Consider the following 16,466-nt stretch of genomic DNA (forward strand, 5'->3'; position numbering starts at 1 on the left):
ACACAAACCTGGGGGGGGGGGCCCCCCCGCCGGCGGCCCCCCCCCCCGCGCTGCGCGCCTTCTTTCCCCCCCCCCCGCCACCCCCCCAGCGGAGCGTGGTCGTTTCCGGGGCTCTCGTCATCGACCCCTGGGGCGGAACGCGAGCGGAGCGTAGCGAGGCCATCAGACCCAGCAATTAGGCTCAGCTCCATGGCTGTTGTGAAGATCAACGCGATTGAGGTGCCCGAGGGCGCCGGCCCCGAGCTGGAGAAGCGCTTCGCCGCCCGTCACGGCGCGGTCGAGAACGAGCCCGGCTTCCTCGCCTTCGAGCTGTTGCGCCCGGTCGCCGGCGACAACCGCTACTTCGTCTACACGAAGTGGGAGTCGGAGGAGGCGTTCCAGAACTGGTCCCAGGGCAGCGCCAAGGCCGCCCACTCCGGCGAACGCGCCAAGCCCGTCGCCACCGGCGCCAGCCTCCTCGAGTTCGAGGTCGTCCAGGAGGTCACCAAGTAACCACCGGGTCGCACGCCGCCCCGGCCCGCCCGCCCGGCACCGCGGTTCACGGGCTGGGCTGGCGGTTGCGGGCGGCGGCGGCGACCAGGCGTTCGGCCACGGTGACGCGATCGAGGCCGAGGCGCTGGGCGCTGTCGTGCAGGATCCGGTAGGCCTCCTGCACCCCGCAGCCGCGCTGGGCGATGATCACGCCGACGGCGCGGTCGACCGCGGCACCTTCGGTCAGGGCCTCGCGGCGGTGGAGTTCGCCGAGTAGCACCTCGGCCTGGCCGGCCATCGCCATCGCGGTCAGCAGCAGGTCCGGCCCGAGCCGGCCGGGCGTGGACAGGCTCACGCTGAGTGCGCCGACCGCGTGCCGGCGCACGTCGAGGGGGATGGCAGCGACGGCGGCGATCCCGTCGGCGCGGGCCGCGGCGGCCAGTTCCGGCCAGCGCCGGTCGGCGGCGAGGTCGGGTGAGGTGATCAGGGTGCGGGTGCGCGCGGCTTCGAGGGCGGGGCCGTTGCCCTCCGCGTACTGCACGGTGTCGCAGGTCTCCCCCGCGGGGCCGGCGGCGGCGACGGTGACCGGGCCGCCCTCGGTGATCAGTGCGACCGAGCAGCGGACCGCGCCGGGGAGCGCACCGGCGGCCAGCGCGGCGAGCCGGTCGAGTGCTTGGGGGACCGTGTCGGCGGTCAGCAGGCGCACGGTGACCTCGTTGAGCAGGCCGGCCAGCTCGACCGGGTGCGGCCCGTGGACGCCGGGCGCGGCGGCGCCGGCGTGCCGGGGACGGCCCGCGGCGACGAGCCTGCGGGCCCGGCCGGGGGCGGTCACGCCAGCGGAGGTGGTGCGCCGGCGGATCCGGGTGCCGCGCTGCGCGGCCGGTACGCGACGTTGCGGTACTGACACCCGACGGATACTGCCATGTCGATCCGGCGACGGCTCGGCTCGGTGCCCCGATCGGGGGGTGTTGTCCGTTTAAACCCGATAGGCGCCTGAAATCAGAACCGGGTACGACAGCCGCCGAGCAGGAGCGGCTGACGGGAAAGGCCCCCGGGCGAACCCGGGGGCCTGACGAAGTAGATGCCGGTGTGCAGGTCGCCTCGCGGCGAGTGGCTCAACATGGCTCCAGCCGAACGGTATTCCATGCAGGCGATGGGTGAGGCCCGGGGACACTGGGCACACCGGCATCCGTTCACAACCTTCGGCACGCGCCCATGATTCCGGGAGTGACTGTGACCTGGATAACACTGCTGCGTTTGCCGGAAAGCACCCCGGGTACGTGTCCGGCCGTGACTGACGAAACCACCCGCCTGAGCACGTTCCTGGACGAGGCCTACCGCGCCGAGGAGCGCCTGAGCAGCGGTGACCTGCAGCGCCGGGCCATCGCCGAGGACCTCCCGGCCACCCTGATGACCAAGATCGACGCGTTGCCGGAGGGCGAGTACCTCCAGGACGAGGCCGACGAGGCGCTCCGGGCCTGACCGGTTACTCGGCCTTCTCCTTCGCGATCGAGTAGGCCATCTGCAGGAAGTCCGACGCGGCGGTGGCGGTCAGCGCGGTCGCCACCAGCCGGGTCAGCCGGGGCACCAGCACGAGCCCACCGGTCAGACCGGTGGCGATCCACAGCGCCAGGCAGAACGGGCAGGTGATCAGCTCCCCGATGCCGTGCTTGACGCTGCTGCCGGAGTCCCGGACCTCCTCGTTGAGCTCGGCGGCACCGGCCGGCTCGGAGTACCGGGTGAACGGGGCACGCAGCGGGCTGGTCACCGAGTCCTTGGCGATCAACCGGCTGAGCTTGTGGGTGGCGATCGAGAGCAGGGCCACGTCGCCGAGGGCCGGCCGTTCCGGGACGGGCCGCCCGGTGACCTTCGCGGCGGCGGTCAGGCTCGCCGCGAGCGCGCCGAACGCGCCCATGGCGGCCAGGTAACCGCCCAGCGGCCGGTGCTCGTGCGGGGCGTAGGCGTGTGCCACCTCGGCGGCCTTGTCCTGCAGGCTGGTCATGGTGGGGGTCCCTTCGAGGATCAGAACGCCTGGGTGACGCGGCCGGGGTCGACCTCGCGACCGGGGAACCGGGCCATGTACTCGGTCTCCAGTTCCGCGGTCCGCCGGAAGTGGTTCTCCAGCGCCGCGTCCGGGCCGTGCCGTAGCGTCTCCAGGCGGGTCCGGTACAGGCTCGCCAGTTCACGGAAGAGGTCGTCGTCGGCCAGTCCCGCCGGGTCGATCCCGGTGTCGAAACCGGTTGTCGGGTGCCCGTCCGTCATCGTGTCCCTCCGCTTCCGGGTCGAGGTTCGTGAGTTGACGCTTGCCCGTGCAGGCGATCACCAAACCCGCCGGTAGTCTCGTGGGCATGAAAGGGCTGTGGACTCCGGCGTGGGTCGCCCGGCACCTCCTGGCGCTGGTGCTGACCGCGGGCTGCCTCGGGCTGGGCTGGTGGCAGTTCAGCCGCGCCACCGGGGGCAACTCGCTCAGCTGGGGCTACATGTTCGAGTGGCCGGTCTTCGCCGGCTTCGTGGTCTTCATCTGGATCCGCGAGATCCAGTTGTTCCGGCGCCGGTCCGAGCCCGGGGCCGAGTCCGCCGAGGAGCCGGTGGCCGAGCCGGTCCGCGATCCGCAGGGCCCGGTCGCGCTGGGCCGTCCGGTGCGGGTCGCGGTCGCGGCGGCCGCCGAGACCACCGGCGCCGACCCTGAGCTCGACGCCTACAACGACTATCTGACGTGGCTCGCCGAGCACCCCGGTGCCCGTCCGGCCGACTACCGCGCCGCCAAGAAGTAGAAGGAGACCCCACCGTGCAGGGCGCCCTCACCCGTTACCGGATCATCGCCTGGATCGTCGGCGTGTTCCTGGTCGTTCTCGTGCTGGTCGGTATGCCGCTGAAGTATCTCGGCGACAACGACACGGTGGTCGCGGTGATCGGCCCGCTGCACGGCTTCCTCTACATGATCTATCTGCTTCTCACCTTCGATCTGTCCCGCCGGGCGCGCTGGCCCTTCAGCCGGATGATCATCGTGATGCTGGCGGGCACCATTCCGTTCTTCTCGTTCTGGGCCGAGCGGAGCGTGACACGCCGTTGGGTGCCGAATACGGAACTCGCCGGGGCACGCTGAAAAAGGCGCTGGAATAACGCTCAGCGCGGGCCGAATGACAGCCGGTTATCGGGATTAAGTTCGCAAGACCGACCATTGCCAAATTTCACCCGCGAAGGACTTGATTTTGTTTTCCACCCCGATAAGTTGATGCGGTTGGTTCGGTCCGCAGCCACAAACCTTCCGGTGGCGCCGACCAACGCCGCCGAATCATGGGTGGCGATCGGCCCAGTCCCCCGGGCCGGCGCCGCCACGAACCGGGGAACCACGATCTCGGGGTGAGTCCGCGCGCATGCGCGCGGTAGGGCCATCTTCCAGCCCGAACCCGTCAGCTAACCCGGTAGGTGGCTAAGAAGCGGAAGAAAGGCCCCTGACCAGTGCCACACCCCCGTACCAGGCTCCGGGCGCTGGTGGTCGCGCTGACCGCATTGGCGATCACCACGTCGGGAGCTACGGCCGCGCACGCGGCCCCGTCCAAGGCCGAGCTGGAGAAGCAGATCACCGCTGCCTCCGACAAGCTCGAGGACGTCACCGAGGCGTACAACAAGAGCAAGATCGACCTGAAGAAGACCCAGGACGAGATCACCAAGCTCAACGCCTCCCTCAAGCCCGCCCAGGCGGCGCTCACCACTGCCACCGCCCGGATGCAGAAGATCGCCACCTCGTCGTACATGACGGGGCGGGTCGGTCCGGCGGAGGTGCTGCTCAGCAGCAACCAGAGCGATCTCCTGGCCCGGATGGGCTACCTCGAGCAGCTCAGCCAGTCGAACCAGCAGGACATCGACAACTTCACGGAGACCACGCAGACCTTCGCCGACAAGCAGGCCGCTCTCAAGACTCAGCAGACCAAACAGAGTGTGCAGTCCCAGGAGCTCGACGCACAGACGAAGAAGATCAAGAAGGATCTCCAGAAGCTGTACGACATGCGCGAGGACCTCTACGGCAGCGCGACCGAGAACACCGGTTCGTACACCGGCGTGATCCCCAAGATCTCCGGTGACGCCGGCGTGGCCGTGACGTTCGCGTTCAACCAGATCGGCAAGCCGTACGGCTTCGGCGACGCCGGTCCGAACTCCTACGACTGCTCGGGCCTGACCATGGCCGCGTGGGCCAAGGCCGGCCACACGCTGCCGCACAGCGCCGCCCAGCAGAAGAACAAGCCGTACGCCCAGTTCTTCACCGACAAGAGCAAGCTCCAGCCCGGTGACCTGGTGTACTACCGCAGCGGCGGACATGTGGCCATCTACGTCGGCGACGGCATGATCATCGACGCGCCGTCGGCCGGGCGGGACGTCCTGCACCGCAGCATCAACATCATGACCCCGGACGGATACGGCCGGGTTCTGTAACACCGCGAACAGGCAGAAGGCCGGCACCCCCCGGGGTGCCGGCCTTCTTCGTCTTTGTCGGTAGCCGACGGTCAGGTCAGGCGGCCTGCAGGCCCTCGGCCCGGGCCAGCTCGCGCAGCCGGCCGAGCGCCTGGATCTCCAGCTGGCGAATCCGCTCCCGGCTGAGCGAGAAGCGCGAGGCCACCTCGGTCAGCGAGTGCTCGCGGCCGTCCTCCAGCCCGTACCGCGCCCGCATGATGCCGGCCGAGCGGTCGTCCAGGTGATTGAGCAGGCCCTCGATGCGCTGGCGCTCCAGTGCGCTCAGCACGATCTCCTCGGGCGACGGGGCGTCGCTGTCGGCGACCAGGTCACCCAGGTTGGTGTCGCCGTCGTCGCCGACGGGGGTGTCCAGCGAGACGGTGTCCTGAGCCCAGCGGGTGAGCTCGTTGACCCGTTCCACGGTCACGCCCAGGGCCGCGGCGATCTGCTCCGGCTCCGGGTCGCCGCCGAGCTCACGGACGAGCTGACGGGTGACGTTGCGCATGCGGTTGACGTCCTCGACCAGGTGCACCGGCAGTCGCACGGTGCGCTCCTGCTGGGCGATGGCCCGGCTGATCGCCTGGCGCACCCACCACGTCGCGTACGTCGAGAACTTGTAACCGCGCTCGTAGTCGAACTTCTCGACCGCGCGGACCAGGCCGGTGTTGCCTTCCTGGATGAGGTCGAGCATCGGCATGCCGGAGCGCACGTAGCGGCGGGCGATGGAGACGACCAGTCGGAGGTTGGCCCGGATGAACAGGTCTTTTGCCTTGCTGCCCTCGGCGACGATCCGCTCGAGTTCTTCCCGGCTGATGCCGCGACGCGCCTCGCCCTGCTCGAGCAGGTGCTCGGCGTAGAGGCCCGCCTCGATCGCCTTCGAGAGTTCGACCTCCCGTGCGGCGTCCAACAGCGGCGTCCGGGAGATCTCGTGCAGGTAGACTCCGACGAGGTCGCGTTCCTCGGCGACCTGGTCGGTACGCATCACGGTGTTCTTCTCCACGTTGCCCACGGTCCCCTCATTGCCGTCACTAACCCTGTTACGGGCATTACCTGCGTCCATCAGCCCTCTCCCGTAACGTCCGCAGCTCGTGCATTGCGGTTGCTGACATCTACACAACAAATGGCTGCCTGCGCTGATTCCGGCCGGCTGATCGAAAGTGTCACGAATGCCTGGGTCTTACCTGAGAGCCCAGTGCGCGGAAGCTGAGCGCGAACTCTCTGCGACCGTCTTGCGGATAGACGGATACCCTTCCCGCGCCTCATAACACCATCGGCCTCTCATCGTCCACAGCGACGGGCATCACCTGGACGCCGCGACGCTCGTCACCGTGGTGCCTGGACACCCGGTATTACGGGTTGTTCGCCCGTGGGGTTCACGTGCAGCATCGACCGGTCACCGACCGGCCTGAAACAAACCCGAACATCAAATTGATCGCGTACGACCCAGCGACGCCCGCCGAACCGGACCATCGGCCACGATGCGGCACGCCACGCCACAGTTCAGTCGCCCACAGGGATGACGTTCCCCGATGGCGTGAGATTCCCGCGCACCCCCGGTGCGGCGCGGTGAAGTGAGGAAAAGCACACCCACGGGCGGGTGACAACCTGTTCGGATCTTTCCCATGACCAACACTGCTCTTGTGACGGGCGGCACCGGCGGGCTCGGCTCCGCGACCATCGTGGCGTTCCTGGCCGCGGGGTGGCGGGTGGTGGCCCCGGCCCGTCCTGCTTCCGCCGACCGGCTGCCCGCCGGCGTCGTCGCCGTCCCGGCCGACCTGACCGACCCGGCCGGTGCCTCCGCGGCGGCCGCGGCCGCCGCCGGTGATCCCGGCGCCCCGCTGAAGGCGGTGGTCAATCTGGTCGGTGGGTACGGCGGCAGCGGGCTGATCGCGGACACCCCGGTCGAGGATTTCGAGGCGATGTTCACGGCCAACCTGCGTCCGACCTACCTGACCACGGCGGCGGCGCTGCCGCACCTGGTCGCGGCCGGCGGTGGCTCGGTGGTCTGCGTCTCGTCCCGGGCCGCGATCGCGCCCTTCCCCGGCGCCGCCGGGTACGTCGCGTCGAAGGCGGCGGTGCTGGCCTTCGCCGACACCGTGGCGGTCGAGTACAAGAAGCAGCACGTGCGCTGCAACACGGTGCTGCCGAGCGTCATCGACACGCCGGCGAACCGGGTGTCCATGGCGGACGCCGACCAGAGCCGCTGGGTGAGCCCGGCCACGATCGCGCAGACGATCCTCTTCCTCGCCTCGGATGCCTCCGCCCCGGTCAGCGGCGCCCGGATCCCCGTTTACGGCCAGGCCTGACCGCTCAGAGTGACTCGGCGAGCTGCCGGCCCAGCACGGCAGCTCCCGCGACGACGGGCACGCCGGCCAGCACCAGCGTCCGCACCCGGATCGGGAATCGCCGCCGGCGGGAGGGGGCTCGATCTCCCGGCGCCCGCCGAACCCGCGCGGGCGTCGGAAGACCGCACCCCCGCTCACCGGTTACCCGGCGATTCCCTGCGGAGCGAAGCGGAGCCATCCCGCTCCGCTGCGCCGGCATCGCCGTACGCGCAAGCCTGGTTCTGATCTCTGTTCCGATCTCCTCCGGAGTGCGATCGGCGTCGATCACTATGCAGTCGGAGAACTCCGGCAGGGATCGGTAGGCACGGTCAGCGGCCGTCAGATAGGCCAGGGACTCGTGATCGGTGCCGCGGCGCACGATCCGGTCCTGCGCGACCAGCGGGTCGACGGCCAGGAAGAACGTCACGTCCGGGCGCGGGAAGGGGCGGTAGGCGAGCCGGGCCCGCCGCTCGGCGGCCGGATGCGCGCCATGAGCGCGCAGACTCGCGTACTGGCACATCGCGAAGCGATCCATCACCGCGACCTCGCGGCGGACCGCGCGCCGCAGCAGCGTCCGGACGATGGCGAGCCAGCGCAGCACCGACTCGGTCAGCAGCATCAGGCGGCGGCCGAGCAGGTCCTCGGCGTCTCGGCGGCCGAGGCGCGTGGCCAGGCGGCCGAGCCAGGCCCGGCCACCGGCGTTCTGCCGGTACCGCGCGGGCAGACCTTCCCCGGCGAGCGCGGCGGCGAGCATGCGGGCCTGCGTCGTCTTGCCGGAGCCGTCGATGCCGACCAGGGCGATGGTGCGAACGGGGGCGGACATACCAACCGACGGTAGCCGGGCCTCGCACGCTGGGTTTCTCCGTCAGACGAGGGCATACCCGGCCAGAATGATCGTCAGGGGTTCAAGGTGCGGCTACTCCGGGTAGTTGTCATCAACTGGACAGGAAACAGGAGGTCACCATGCCGCACCGCGTCGACGAGGGGCTGGCCGGCACGATGAAGCGTGTCGCCGCGGCTCTGAAGACGGCGGAGATCCCTTTCGCGCTGGGCGGCAGCTTCGCCGTGTACGCCCACGGCGGGCACTCCAGCGATCACGACGTGGACTTTCTGGTCCGCGAGCAGGACAAGGAACACGCTCTGCAGGAACTGGCCGCGGTCGGCTTCCGTACCGAGGAGCCACCCGAGGACTGGCTGGTCAAGGTCTTCGACGAAGAGGGCCGGATGGTGGATCTGATCTACCGCCCGGTGGAGACTCCGGTCACCGACGAGACGCTGGCCGACACCGAGCGGATCTCGGTCGAGGCGATCTACATGCCGGTGCTGTCGGCCACCCAGCTCATGGTGCACAAGCTGCTCAGCTTCAGCCAGCACCACTGCGACTTCGCTCACGGCCTGCCGGTGGCCCGGTCACTGCGCGAGCAGATCGACTGGGGGCGGGTCCAGCGCGAGACCGCGAAATCGCCGTACGCCGAAGCCTTTCTGGTTCTTCTGGACAGGCTCGACGTCGTGCCGTTTCCGTCTGACGAGAGGGCAAGGGCTTGAGATGACCAAACAGATCGATCTGGAGGCCGAGATCCAGCGGCTCCTGACCGAGCACGACCGGATCGCCGAGCAGGGCGTGACCGTGCAGCGCCGGGAAAACACGCTGGTGCTCGGCGGTGAGGTGGAGAGCGCGCAACGGCGGGACGAGATCTGCCGGCAGATCACCGCGCGCTACCCCGACCTGGAGATCGCCTGCGACATCGGCATCACCCGGACCCAGGCGCCCGCCGAGGTGGAGGAGATTTCATGATCCGGATCGCCGCCGTGGGCGACGTCCACGTGGACAAGGACGTGGTGGGCCGGTACCGACCGGCCCTGGAGGAACTCCCCGACCGGGCCGACGCGCTGCTGATCGCCGGCGACCTGACCCGGCACGGGACGGTCGACGAGGCGAAGTGCTTCGCCACCGAGTTCGGCGGGCTGGGTGTGCCGGTCGTGGTGGTGCTCGGCAACCACGACCACCAGAGCGACCAGCAGGACGACGTGACGCGGGTGCTCACCGACTCCGGCATCACCGTGCTGGAGGGCCAGGCGACCGTCCTGGAACTGCACGGGCACCGGCTCGGCATCGCCGGGACCAAGGGGTTCGGCGGCGGCTTCAAGGGCGCCTGCGCGAGCAACTTCGGCGAGCGCGAGATGAAGGACTTCGTCGGCACCGCCGAGCGCTACGCCGACGCCCTGCGCGACGCGCTGCGGTCGGTGGAGGTGGACGCGCTGGTGGCGCTGACCCACTACGCCCCGGTCCCGGAGACGCTGGCGGGCGAACCGCTGGAGATCTTCGCGTTCCTCGGGTGCTACCAGCTCGGTCAGGCCATCGACGACGCCCCGACCGCCCTGGCCCTGCACGGGCACGCGCACCACGGCTCGGAACGCGGGCGGACGCCCGGCGGGGTGCCGGTGCGCAACGTGGCGCACCCGGTCATCAAGCAGGCGTACAACGTGTATCAGCTGCTCACCGACGTAGTGGACACGAAGGACACACAACTCGCGAACGTGTGATCCGGGAGCAGGTTTCCGATTTTCAGGCACCGGGTACCAGCAGTGACATGGACCTACTGCTCTGGATTCTCGCCGTTATCCTCGTGGTCGCCGGTATCCTCGCGCTCTTCCGGCGGCAGATCCTCTGGGGAGTCGTGCTGATCATCGTCGGCCTGCTCGTCGGCCCCGGCGGCGTCAGCATCTTCACCTGATCGGCAACCCCCGCACCCCATCCCGTCGGTATCGGTACCGGGATCGTTCCCCGCTCGGAACGGTCCCGGTTTCTTTTTTGCACGTGCTCTTTGGGGCATCGCCGCACAGTCGGTGCGATGTACGAGTGCTTAATTCTGACTCACTACCCCGCGGACGATCGCCGACGTTTCGCGAGGTAAAGCCATGTCTGCTCACGTTCACCACTTCACTTATGGGGCCTTCAACCCGATCGCCGCGAGTCTGCTGGCCTACCTCGGATCCTTCCTCGGACTGCTCTGCACCGAGCGGGCGCGCGGCGTGCACAGCCGCAGCCGGCGCAACCGGTGGCTGGTGATCGCGGCGTTCGCGATCGGCGGGGGCGGCATCTGGCTGATGCACTTCTCCGCGATGCTCGGCTTCGACGTGCCGGACAGCCCGGTCCGCTACGACCTGCCGGTCACCCTGCTCAGCATGCTGTTCTCGGTCGCCACGGTCGGCATCGGGCTGATGGTGGTCGGCCACGGCAAGCCCAGCCCGGCCAAGATCGTCGCGGCCGGGTTGCTGACCGGCGGCGGGGTGCTGGCCATGCACTACACCGGCATGGAGGGCATGCGGCTCTACGGCGCGGTGGTGCACTACGACCCGCTGCTGGTCGCGGCGTCCGCCCTGATCGCGATCGCAGCCTGCACGACGGCGCTGTGGTTCGCGATCTCGGTACGCGGGCTGCGACGGATCACCGGCGCGGCCGTGGTCATGGCGATCGCGGTCTGCGGCATGCACTACACCGGGATGGCGGCGATCTCCGTGGAGCTGGTGCCGGGGGTCAACCCGGTCATCTCCGGAATCCGCCCGCTGGCCCTGATCGTGCCGATCACCATCCTCACCGCGGCCACGATCGTCGGGGTGGCGCTCAGCGCGCTGCAGGCGATGACCGAGGAGGAGTTCACCGACGGCGCCGGTGCCCCGAAGCGCGGGGCGCACGCCGAGACTCCGCAACCGTGGACGCTGCGGCAGGCCTCGCAGTTCGGGGCGGCGATCCGGCTCTCCCCCGCGGCCCGTGCGGTGGCGGCCGGGCGGACCGCCGGGGCCGGACGGCCGTCGCCGGCGCCGCGGCCCGCGCCCCGGCCGCCGACCTTCGACCCGTCCGTGGCGGGGGCACCGTCGCCGGCTCCGACGGCCCCGAGGCCCGCGCCGGGACATGTGCCGCCGCAGGTGCAGATGCCGCCGAGCGTGCCCGTCCCGCCCGTGGTGCCGTCCGCGGTGCCGGTCTCGCCCGCTCTGCAGGCCGAGCCGACCGTCCCGCTGGCCGCTCCACGGCCGCCCGAGCCGGCCCGGCCGGTGCGGGCCTCGGGTCACTCCGAGCCGACCGTTCCGGTGACCCCGATCGTGGCCGCCGACACGCCCGGGCCGGCAGCGGATCCGGGCGGCGCGACGACCGGTCCGGCGGTGGGTCCGGCCACATCCGGTGCGTGATCGATCCCCGTCACGGCCGATGATCCGGTATATCTGATCCGCATGGCACCAAGGATGCTGCTCTCGATGCCACTGCACGCGATCACCGAGGTGTACGGCGAGGCCGGCCTGCGGCAACGGTTCGGATTGGAGCTGGAGTCGTTCCCGGAGGGCGAGCGCGAGCGGCTGACCGAGGCGCTGGACCTGGCCGCGACGTTGCACGCGCAGGACCGGCGGGTGCGCGAGCCCTACCTGAACCACCTGCTCCGGGTGGCCATCCGGATCATCCGCTACTACGGGATCCGCGACGTGGACGTGCTGGTCGCGGCACTGCTGCACGACGCGGTCGAGGATCATCCGGCGGAACTGGCCGGGCTCGCGCCCGACACGGCGTACGAGAAGAGCACCGAGGCGGCCCTGGCCGCTCTCGCTCGTCGCTTCAACCCCAGGGTCGCCGATCTCGTCCGGTCGGTGACCAATCCGGCGTACGACCCGGGCCGCGACCGCCACGAGCAGTACCGCGAGCACGTCGCCGACAGTCTGGACCGCAGTCCCTGGGCGCGGATCATCAAGATCTCGGACTTCACCGACAACGGCGTCGGGGTGATCCACACCACGCTCGACAAGGCGCACCGGTCGGCCACGAAGTACCGCCCGCTGGTGCCGAAGCTGCGCGAGCTGATCGGGCGGCCCGACACGCCGCTCTCCACGCAGGCCAAGGAGCACATCCTCGACCAGCTGGACCTCGCCGAGGAGCGATTCGCGGCCATCCTCGACGACTGACGAAACAGGCCGCCTACGCTGGAGCTCATGCCCTCCACTGACGCCTGGTGGCGCGACGCCGTCATCTACCAGATCTACCCACGCTCGTTCGCGGATGGCAACGGCGACGGCATGGGTGACCTGCCCGGCATCACCGCCCGCCTGCCCCGTCTCCGTGAGCTCGGCATCGACGCCGTCTGGCTCTCCCCCTTCTACGTCAGCCCGCAGCACGACGCGGGCTACGACGTCGCCGACTACCGCGATGTCGACCCGCGGTTCGGCGCGCTCGGCGACGCCGACAAGCTGATCGCGACGGCCCACGACCTGGGGCTCAAGATCATCGTGGATCTGGTGCCGAACCACACGTCCAGCGAGCACGCCTGGTTCAAGGCCGCGCTCGCTGCCGGGCCCGGCAGCCCCGAACGGGAGCGGTACATCTTCCGCGACCAGCCGCCGAACAACTGGAAGAGCGTCTTCGGCGGCCCGGCCTGGCATCAGGTCGAGGACGGTCAGTGGTACCTGCACCTGTTCGACGTCACCCAGCCCGACCTGAACTGGGACCACCCGGAGGTCCGGGCCGAGTTCCTCGACATCCTGCGGTTCTGGCTGGACCGCGGGGTCGACGGTTTCCGCGTCGACGTGGCCCACGGCCTCGTCAAGGACGCCGCGCTGGCCGACTGGACGGCGCCGTCGGTGGTGCTCGGCGGCCTGGAGCCGGCCGGTCCCCCGCCGCCGATGTGGGACCAGGAGGGCGTGCACGAGATCTACCGGCAGTGGCGGGCCGTGCTCGACGAGTACTCCCCCGCGCGGATCATGGTGGCCGAGGCCTGGGTGCAGCCCGAGGAGCGGCTCGCGCGCTACGTGCGGCCGGACGAGATGCACCAGGCGTTCAACTTCCCGTACCTGGAGGCGCCGTGGCGGGCGGCCGAGCTGCGCGAGGTGATCGACTCCTCGCTCGCCGCCACCGGCTCGGTCGGCGCGACCACCACCTGGGTGCTCTCCAACCACGACGTGGTGCGGCACGCGTCCCGGCTCGGCTTCCCGGCCGGCACCGGGCGCAGGCCGGGCATCGGGGCCGGCGACCCGCAGCCCGACACCGGGCTGGGCCTGCGCCGCGCGCGGGCAGCCACCCTGCTGATGCTCGGGCTGCCCGGTTCGGCCTACCTCTACCAGGGCGAGGAGCTGGGGCTGCCGGAGCACACCACGCTCGCCGACGACGTCCGGCAGGACCCGGCGTGGGAACGGTCCGGGCACACCGAGCGCGGGCGCGACGGGTGCCGGGTGCCGATCCCGTGGGAGGCCGACGCGCCGTCGTACGGGTTCGGCCCGGGCGACGCCAGCTGGCTGCCGCAACCCACGACCTGGGCCGAGTACGCGCTGGACCGCCAGGTCGACGTGCCCGGCTCGACCTACGAGCTGTACCGCTCGGCGCTGCGCCTGCGTCGTTCCGAAGGGCTCGGCAACGGGTCGCTGGTCTGGTCCTGCACCGAGGGCGACGTGCTGGCGTTCCGCAACGGCGGGCTCCTGGTCCTGACCAATTTCGGGCCGGAGCCGGTCGCGCTGCCGTCAGACGCCCGGGTCCTGCTGAGCAGTGAGCCGCTCGGCACCGACGGGAGCGTCCCCACCGACGTCACCGTCTGGGCCGCCGTCTGACCGTCGGGAAAGTGCCAGCAGGGCGGCGTGCGTGCCGGCCATGTCCTTCGCCACCGTCCTGCTGGCCAGCCAGTACATGATCCCGGTCGGGATGAAGAAGAACTGGAACGAGGCGAGCCCGACCGCGTAGTTCAGCGGCGGCGGGAACGCCCCGGCCAGCCGCTGGAAGGCCACCCCGACCAGCGCGTTGCCACCGGCCCGGCCGAAACCGTTGACCAGGTTGCCGAGGCTGTAGACGGTGCCGCGGTGCTCGGGCGGGTTCACGTCGGAGATCATCGCGAACCAGTTCGGCGAGTTCGCCGACGTCAGCATCAGCGCGAAGACCGCGACGGCCAGGCAGACCGCGACGGTCGGCTCGGTAACCACGTTGTCCAGCACCCCGCGGATCACGCCGGCGGTGCTCGCCCCGTCCGGCACGGTGATCCGCATCGGGACGAAGAACAGGACGACATAGAACGGTACGGCCGCGAGCACGCCCACGGCCGCGACCAGTGCCCGGCCCCGCGGCGTGCGGCGCTGCAACCGGTCACCGGCCAGCCCGCCGAGGATCGACAGCGCCGCCCCGAGCTGGAAGATCGTCGCGAACACGCTGCCGACCAGCACCGCCGTCCCGGTCGAATAGCCCTGGGCCTCGGCCCGGGCCCGGAACAGCACCGGCAGCCAGACCAGCGAGCCGAACGCGACCTGCGCCGTGCCGCCCTGCAGGATCAGCCAGACGTTGGTCCGCCGGCCCAGGATGATCGGCAGGTGGTCGTGGTGGATCCGCTCGTCGTAGTCGACCCCGGCGAGCTCCGGCTGGCTGTCGCCGCGCGGCACGTTGTACGTGAACAGGTAGAGCAGCGTCGCGGCGCACCCGGCGACCGCGGTGACCAGGAACGGCTGCCGCCAGTCGGCATGCCCGAGGATGCCGCCGGCCAGCGTGCCGGCCAGCGTGCCGACGCCCTGCGACAGGCCCCAGAAGCTCATCACCAGCCCGCGGCGCCTCGGCGAGATCAGGTCGCTGACCACCGAGAAACTGACCGACGCGACCGCGCCCAGGCCGAACGCGGCCACCACCTGGGCGAGCAGGAACGAACCGTAACCGCCGGCCAGCCCGGACCACGCGGTGCCGGCGATCCAGATCACCGTGCCGATGATCAGCACCGGTTTGCGGTCGGTGCGATCACCCGCGTACGCCCAGCCGATCGCCGCCACCGCACTGATCAGGAACATGATCGTGGTGGCCAGCGCGATGTGGCCCTCGCCGACCCCGAAGTCGTCAGCGATGCTCCCGTACAGCGGAGGGACGATGCCGATCGCGACGTTGTCCAGGGACGCGAGGATCACGAAGACGACCACGCTGTACACGCGGTGCACGGTCCCGCCTCTGAACATCACGGGTAGAGGTTAGCGAGAGTTCGGCCCGCGGACAGGGAAGCGTTGCCCTCAGGACGACGACCTTCGATGATCCTGAACGCATGCTGATCGTGCGGATCGCCAACTTCGTCCACTCCACCTCCGGCGGGCTCCGCACCGCGCTGCGCGAGCTCGGCCAGGGATATCAGGCGGCGGGACATCAGGCTGTACTGATCACTCCCGGTCCGCGGGCGACCGACGAACAGACCCCGTACGGCCGGGTCGTCACCCTGCCCGGACCGGTCGTCCCCGGGCTCGGCGGATACCGCGTCCTGCTCAACCGTCCCGCCGTCACCCGGCTGCTCGACCGGCTGCGCCCGGACCGGCTCGAAGTGCACGACCGGTCGACGCTGCGCTGGCTCGGCTCGTGGGCCCGGCGCGCCGAGGTGCCGTCGACGATGGTGTCCCACGAGAGCCTCGACGGGCTGCTGCGGCTCTTCGGCCCCGGCCGGTCACTGGGGCTGCGGGCGGCGGACCGGCTCAACGCGCGGACGGCGGCGGCCTTCGACGCGGTGGTCTGCACGACGGCCTGGGCCGAGCGGGAATTCACCCGGCTCGGGGTGACTCCGGTGCGCGTACCGCTGGGGGTTGATCTCGCCCGGTTCACGCCCGTCAACCGAGACCCGGAGGTGCGCCGCCGGTTCGCCGCGCCGGACCAGGTCATGCTGCTGCACTGCGGGCGGCTGTCGGCCGAGAAGGAACCCCGGCTGTCCCTGGCCGCGCTGGCCGAACTACGGGCCGGCGGGATGGACGCGCTGCTGGTGGTCGCCGGGGACGGGCCGCTGCGGACAGCGCTGGAACAGGAGGCGCTCGACCGGGGACTGCCGGCCACGTTCCTCGGGCACGTCACCGACCGGACGCTGCTCGACGCGCTGCTCGCGAGCGCGGACGCCGGGGTGGCGCCGGGACCGATCGAGACGTTCGGGCTGGCCGCGCTGGAAACCCTGGCCAGCGGCACCCCCGTGGTGGCGCGGTCGTCGAGCGCGCTGCCCGAGGTGATCGGCGGGGCGGGGATCGCGGCGGACGGGACCGGGACGGCGTACGCGGCGGCGATCCGGACCCTGCTGGAGCGGCCGGCCGCGGTCCGGCGTGCCGCGGCCCGCGCACAGGCCGAACGGTTCCCGTGGGCGGGCGCGGTCGACGGCTTCCTGGCCGTGCACGGCCTGCCTCGCCGTCAGCCGTCGCTGGAGCTCAACTGAACGGCCCGGAACCGCTCCCATGGTCCCGGGCCGTTCCTTCCAC

The 16,466-nt window shown here is 70.7% G+C and carries 20 protein-coding genes and 1 riboswitch; of the genes, 14 read left to right on the top strand and 6 right to left on the bottom strand.

The window, feature by feature from the left end:
• Positions 1–189 precede the first annotated feature (189 nt).
• The gene (locus tag ACH442_RS10885) at positions 190–492 is read left to right on the top strand and encodes an antibiotic biosynthesis monooxygenase family protein (protein ID WP_396337758.1); all 303 of its coding nucleotides are present in this window, start codon (positions 190–192) and stop codon (positions 490–492) included.
• 46 nt (positions 493–538) lie between these two features.
• Here ACH442_RS10885 and ACH442_RS10890 read toward each other — a convergent pair whose 3' ends face one another.
• Positions 539–1,378: a GAF and ANTAR domain-containing protein gene (locus ACH442_RS10890; protein WP_396337759.1), complete on the bottom strand. Its 840-nt coding sequence runs from the start codon at positions 1,376–1,378 to the stop codon at positions 539–541.
• A 383-nt stretch (positions 1,379–1,761) separates the two neighbouring features.
• Between ACH442_RS10890 and ACH442_RS10895 the strand changes: the two genes are divergently transcribed.
• A complete protein-coding gene (locus ACH442_RS10895; RefSeq protein WP_396337760.1) occupies positions 1,762–1,953 on the top strand; it encodes a hypothetical protein in 192 nt (63 codons plus the stop codon).
• A 4-nt stretch (positions 1,954–1,957) separates the two neighbouring features.
• On the opposite strand, the gene ACH442_RS10900 is transcribed toward ACH442_RS10895, so the two are convergent.
• Both ACH442_RS10900 and ACH442_RS10905 read right to left on the bottom strand, forming a co-directional pair.
• Complete coding sequence (locus tag ACH442_RS10900) at positions 1,958–2,473, bottom strand: DUF1360 domain-containing protein (RefSeq protein ID WP_396337761.1); 516 nt, start codon at positions 2,471–2,473, stop codon at positions 1,958–1,960.
• Positions 2,474–2,493: 20 nt separating this feature from the next.
• A complete protein-coding gene (locus ACH442_RS10905) occupies positions 2,494–2,733 on the bottom strand; it encodes a DUF6158 family protein (protein WP_396337762.1) in 240 nt (79 codons plus the stop codon).
• Between the two features lie 86 nt (positions 2,734–2,819).
• On the opposite strand from ACH442_RS10905, the gene ACH442_RS10910 reads away from it, so the two are divergent.
• From ACH442_RS10910 to ACH442_RS10920, 3 genes are all read left to right on the top strand, one after another.
• Positions 2,820–3,245: a hypothetical protein gene (locus ACH442_RS10910; protein ID WP_396337763.1), complete on the top strand. Its 426-nt coding sequence runs from the start codon at positions 2,820–2,822 to the stop codon at positions 3,243–3,245.
• Positions 3,246–3,259: 14 nt separating this feature from the next.
• Complete coding sequence (locus ACH442_RS10915) at positions 3,260–3,577, top strand: DUF3817 domain-containing protein (protein ID WP_396337764.1); 318 nt, start codon at positions 3,260–3,262, stop codon at positions 3,575–3,577.
• A gap of 172 nt (positions 3,578–3,749) precedes the next feature.
• Positions 3,750–3,919: riboswitch (cyclic di-AMP (ydaO/yuaA leader) on the top strand.
• A gap of 14 nt (positions 3,920–3,933) precedes the next feature.
• Positions 3,934–4,905, top strand: coding sequence for an NlpC/P60 family protein (locus ACH442_RS10920; RefSeq protein WP_396337765.1), 972 nt, complete (start codon positions 3,934–3,936; stop codon positions 4,903–4,905).
• Positions 4,906–4,981: 76 nt separating this feature from the next.
• Here ACH442_RS10920 and ACH442_RS10925 read toward each other — a convergent pair whose 3' ends face one another.
• Entirely contained in the window at positions 4,982–5,983 is a 1,002-nt protein-coding gene (locus ACH442_RS10925) for an RNA polymerase sigma factor RpoD/SigA (RefSeq protein WP_396337766.1), read from the bottom strand.
• Between the two features lie 562 nt (positions 5,984–6,545).
• Between ACH442_RS10925 and ACH442_RS10930 the strand changes: the two genes are divergently transcribed.
• Positions 6,546–7,229, top strand: coding sequence for an SDR family NAD(P)-dependent oxidoreductase (locus tag ACH442_RS10930; protein ID WP_396337767.1), 684 nt, complete (start codon positions 6,546–6,548; stop codon positions 7,227–7,229).
• Positions 7,230–7,233: 4 nt separating this feature from the next.
• Here ACH442_RS10930 and ACH442_RS10935 read toward each other — a convergent pair whose 3' ends face one another.
• A complete protein-coding gene (locus ACH442_RS10935; RefSeq protein ID WP_396337768.1) occupies positions 7,234–8,070 on the bottom strand; it encodes a dTMP kinase in 837 nt (278 codons plus the stop codon).
• A gap of 140 nt (positions 8,071–8,210) precedes the next feature.
• Here ACH442_RS10935 and ACH442_RS10940 point away from each other — a divergent pair, with 140 nt between their 5' ends.
• The 7 genes from ACH442_RS10940 (at position 8,211) to ACH442_RS10970 (ending at position 13,829) form a co-directional block, all read left to right on the top strand.
• Positions 8,211–8,792, top strand: a complete 582-nt coding sequence (locus ACH442_RS10940) for a nucleotidyltransferase (protein ID WP_396337769.1) — start codon at positions 8,211–8,213, stop codon at positions 8,790–8,792.
• A 1-nt stretch (position 8,793) separates the two neighbouring features.
• Positions 8,794–9,042, top strand: a complete 249-nt coding sequence (locus ACH442_RS10945; RefSeq protein WP_396337770.1) for a hypothetical protein — start codon at positions 8,794–8,796, stop codon at positions 9,040–9,042.
• Entirely contained in the window at positions 9,039–9,791 is a 753-nt protein-coding gene (locus ACH442_RS10950) for a metallophosphoesterase (protein WP_396337771.1), read from the top strand. Before ACH442_RS10945 ends, ACH442_RS10950 begins: the two co-directional genes overlap by 4 nt.
• A gap of 47 nt (positions 9,792–9,838) precedes the next feature.
• Complete coding sequence (locus tag ACH442_RS10955; RefSeq protein WP_014688232.1) at positions 9,839–9,982, top strand: GPGG-motif small membrane protein; 144 nt, start codon at positions 9,839–9,841, stop codon at positions 9,980–9,982.
• A 184-nt stretch (positions 9,983–10,166) separates the two neighbouring features.
• The gene (locus tag ACH442_RS10960) at positions 10,167–11,435 is read left to right on the top strand and encodes an MHYT domain-containing protein (protein ID WP_396337772.1); all 1,269 of its coding nucleotides are present in this window, start codon (positions 10,167–10,169) and stop codon (positions 11,433–11,435) included.
• A 66-nt stretch (positions 11,436–11,501) separates the two neighbouring features.
• A complete protein-coding gene (locus ACH442_RS10965) occupies positions 11,502–12,197 on the top strand; it encodes an HD domain-containing protein (RefSeq protein WP_396337773.1) in 696 nt (231 codons plus the stop codon).
• Between the two features lie 27 nt (positions 12,198–12,224).
• Positions 12,225–13,829 (top strand): glycoside hydrolase family 13 protein, encoded by a 1,605-nt coding sequence (locus tag ACH442_RS10970; RefSeq protein ID WP_396337774.1) that lies wholly within the window; start codon positions 12,225–12,227, stop codon positions 13,827–13,829.
• On the opposite strand, the gene ACH442_RS10975 is transcribed toward ACH442_RS10970, so the two are convergent.
• Positions 13,743–15,203: an MFS transporter gene (locus tag ACH442_RS10975; RefSeq protein ID WP_396338124.1), complete on the bottom strand. Its 1,461-nt coding sequence runs from the start codon at positions 15,201–15,203 to the stop codon at positions 13,743–13,745. The two genes, ACH442_RS10970 and ACH442_RS10975, sit on opposite strands and share 87 nt — an antisense overlap.
• Before the next feature lie 83 nt (positions 15,204–15,286).
• Between ACH442_RS10975 and ACH442_RS10980 the strand changes: the two genes are divergently transcribed.
• On the top strand, positions 15,287–16,423 hold the full coding sequence (locus tag ACH442_RS10980) for a glycosyltransferase (protein WP_396337775.1): 1,137 nt from the start codon (positions 15,287–15,289) through the stop codon (positions 16,421–16,423).
• Positions 16,424–16,466: the final 43 nt, after the last annotated feature.

Source organism: Actinoplanes sp. NPDC020271 (assembly GCF_044388125.1).
GTDB lineage: Bacteria > Actinomycetota > Actinomycetes > Mycobacteriales > Micromonosporaceae > Actinoplanes.

Coding starts and splice junctions, on each gene's coding strand:
- ACH442_RS10900 (WP_396337761.1), bottom strand. CDS start 2,473: ATGACCAGCCTGCAGGACAAGGCCGCCGAGGTGGCACACGCCTACGCC.
- ACH442_RS10975 (WP_396338124.1), bottom strand. CDS start 15,203: ATGTTCAGAGGCGGGACCGTGCACCGCGTGTACAGCGTGGTCGTCTTC.
- ACH442_RS10935 (WP_396337768.1), bottom strand. CDS start 8,070: ATGTCCGCCCCCGTTCGCACCATCGCCCTGGTCGGCATCGACGGCTCC.
- ACH442_RS10925 (WP_396337766.1), bottom strand. CDS start 5,983: ATGGACGCAGGTAATGCCCGTAACAGGGTTAGTGACGGCAATGAGGGG.
- ACH442_RS10955 (WP_014688232.1), top strand. CDS start 9,839: ATGGACCTACTGCTCTGGATTCTCGCCGTTATCCTCGTGGTCGCCGGT.
- ACH442_RS10965 (WP_396337773.1), top strand. CDS start 11,502: ATGCCACTGCACGCGATCACCGAGGTGTACGGCGAGGCCGGCCTGCGG.
- ACH442_RS10910 (WP_396337763.1), top strand. CDS start 2,820: ATGAAAGGGCTGTGGACTCCGGCGTGGGTCGCCCGGCACCTCCTGGCG.
- ACH442_RS10960 (WP_396337772.1), top strand. CDS start 10,167: ATGTCTGCTCACGTTCACCACTTCACTTATGGGGCCTTCAACCCGATC.
- ACH442_RS10980 (WP_396337775.1), top strand. CDS start 15,287: ATGCTGATCGTGCGGATCGCCAACTTCGTCCACTCCACCTCCGGCGGG.
- ACH442_RS10940 (WP_396337769.1), top strand. CDS start 8,211: ATGCCGCACCGCGTCGACGAGGGGCTGGCCGGCACGATGAAGCGTGTC.
- ACH442_RS10885 (WP_396337758.1), top strand. CDS start 190: ATGGCTGTTGTGAAGATCAACGCGATTGAGGTGCCCGAGGGCGCCGGC.
- ACH442_RS10945 (WP_396337770.1), top strand. CDS start 8,794: ATGACCAAACAGATCGATCTGGAGGCCGAGATCCAGCGGCTCCTGACC.
- ACH442_RS10930 (WP_396337767.1), top strand. CDS start 6,546: ATGACCAACACTGCTCTTGTGACGGGCGGCACCGGCGGGCTCGGCTCC.
- ACH442_RS10950 (WP_396337771.1), top strand. CDS start 9,039: ATGATCCGGATCGCCGCCGTGGGCGACGTCCACGTGGACAAGGACGTG.
- ACH442_RS10970 (WP_396337774.1), top strand. CDS start 12,225: ATGCCCTCCACTGACGCCTGGTGGCGCGACGCCGTCATCTACCAGATC.
- ACH442_RS10905 (WP_396337762.1), bottom strand. CDS start 2,733: ATGACGGACGGGCACCCGACAACCGGTTTCGACACCGGGATCGACCCG.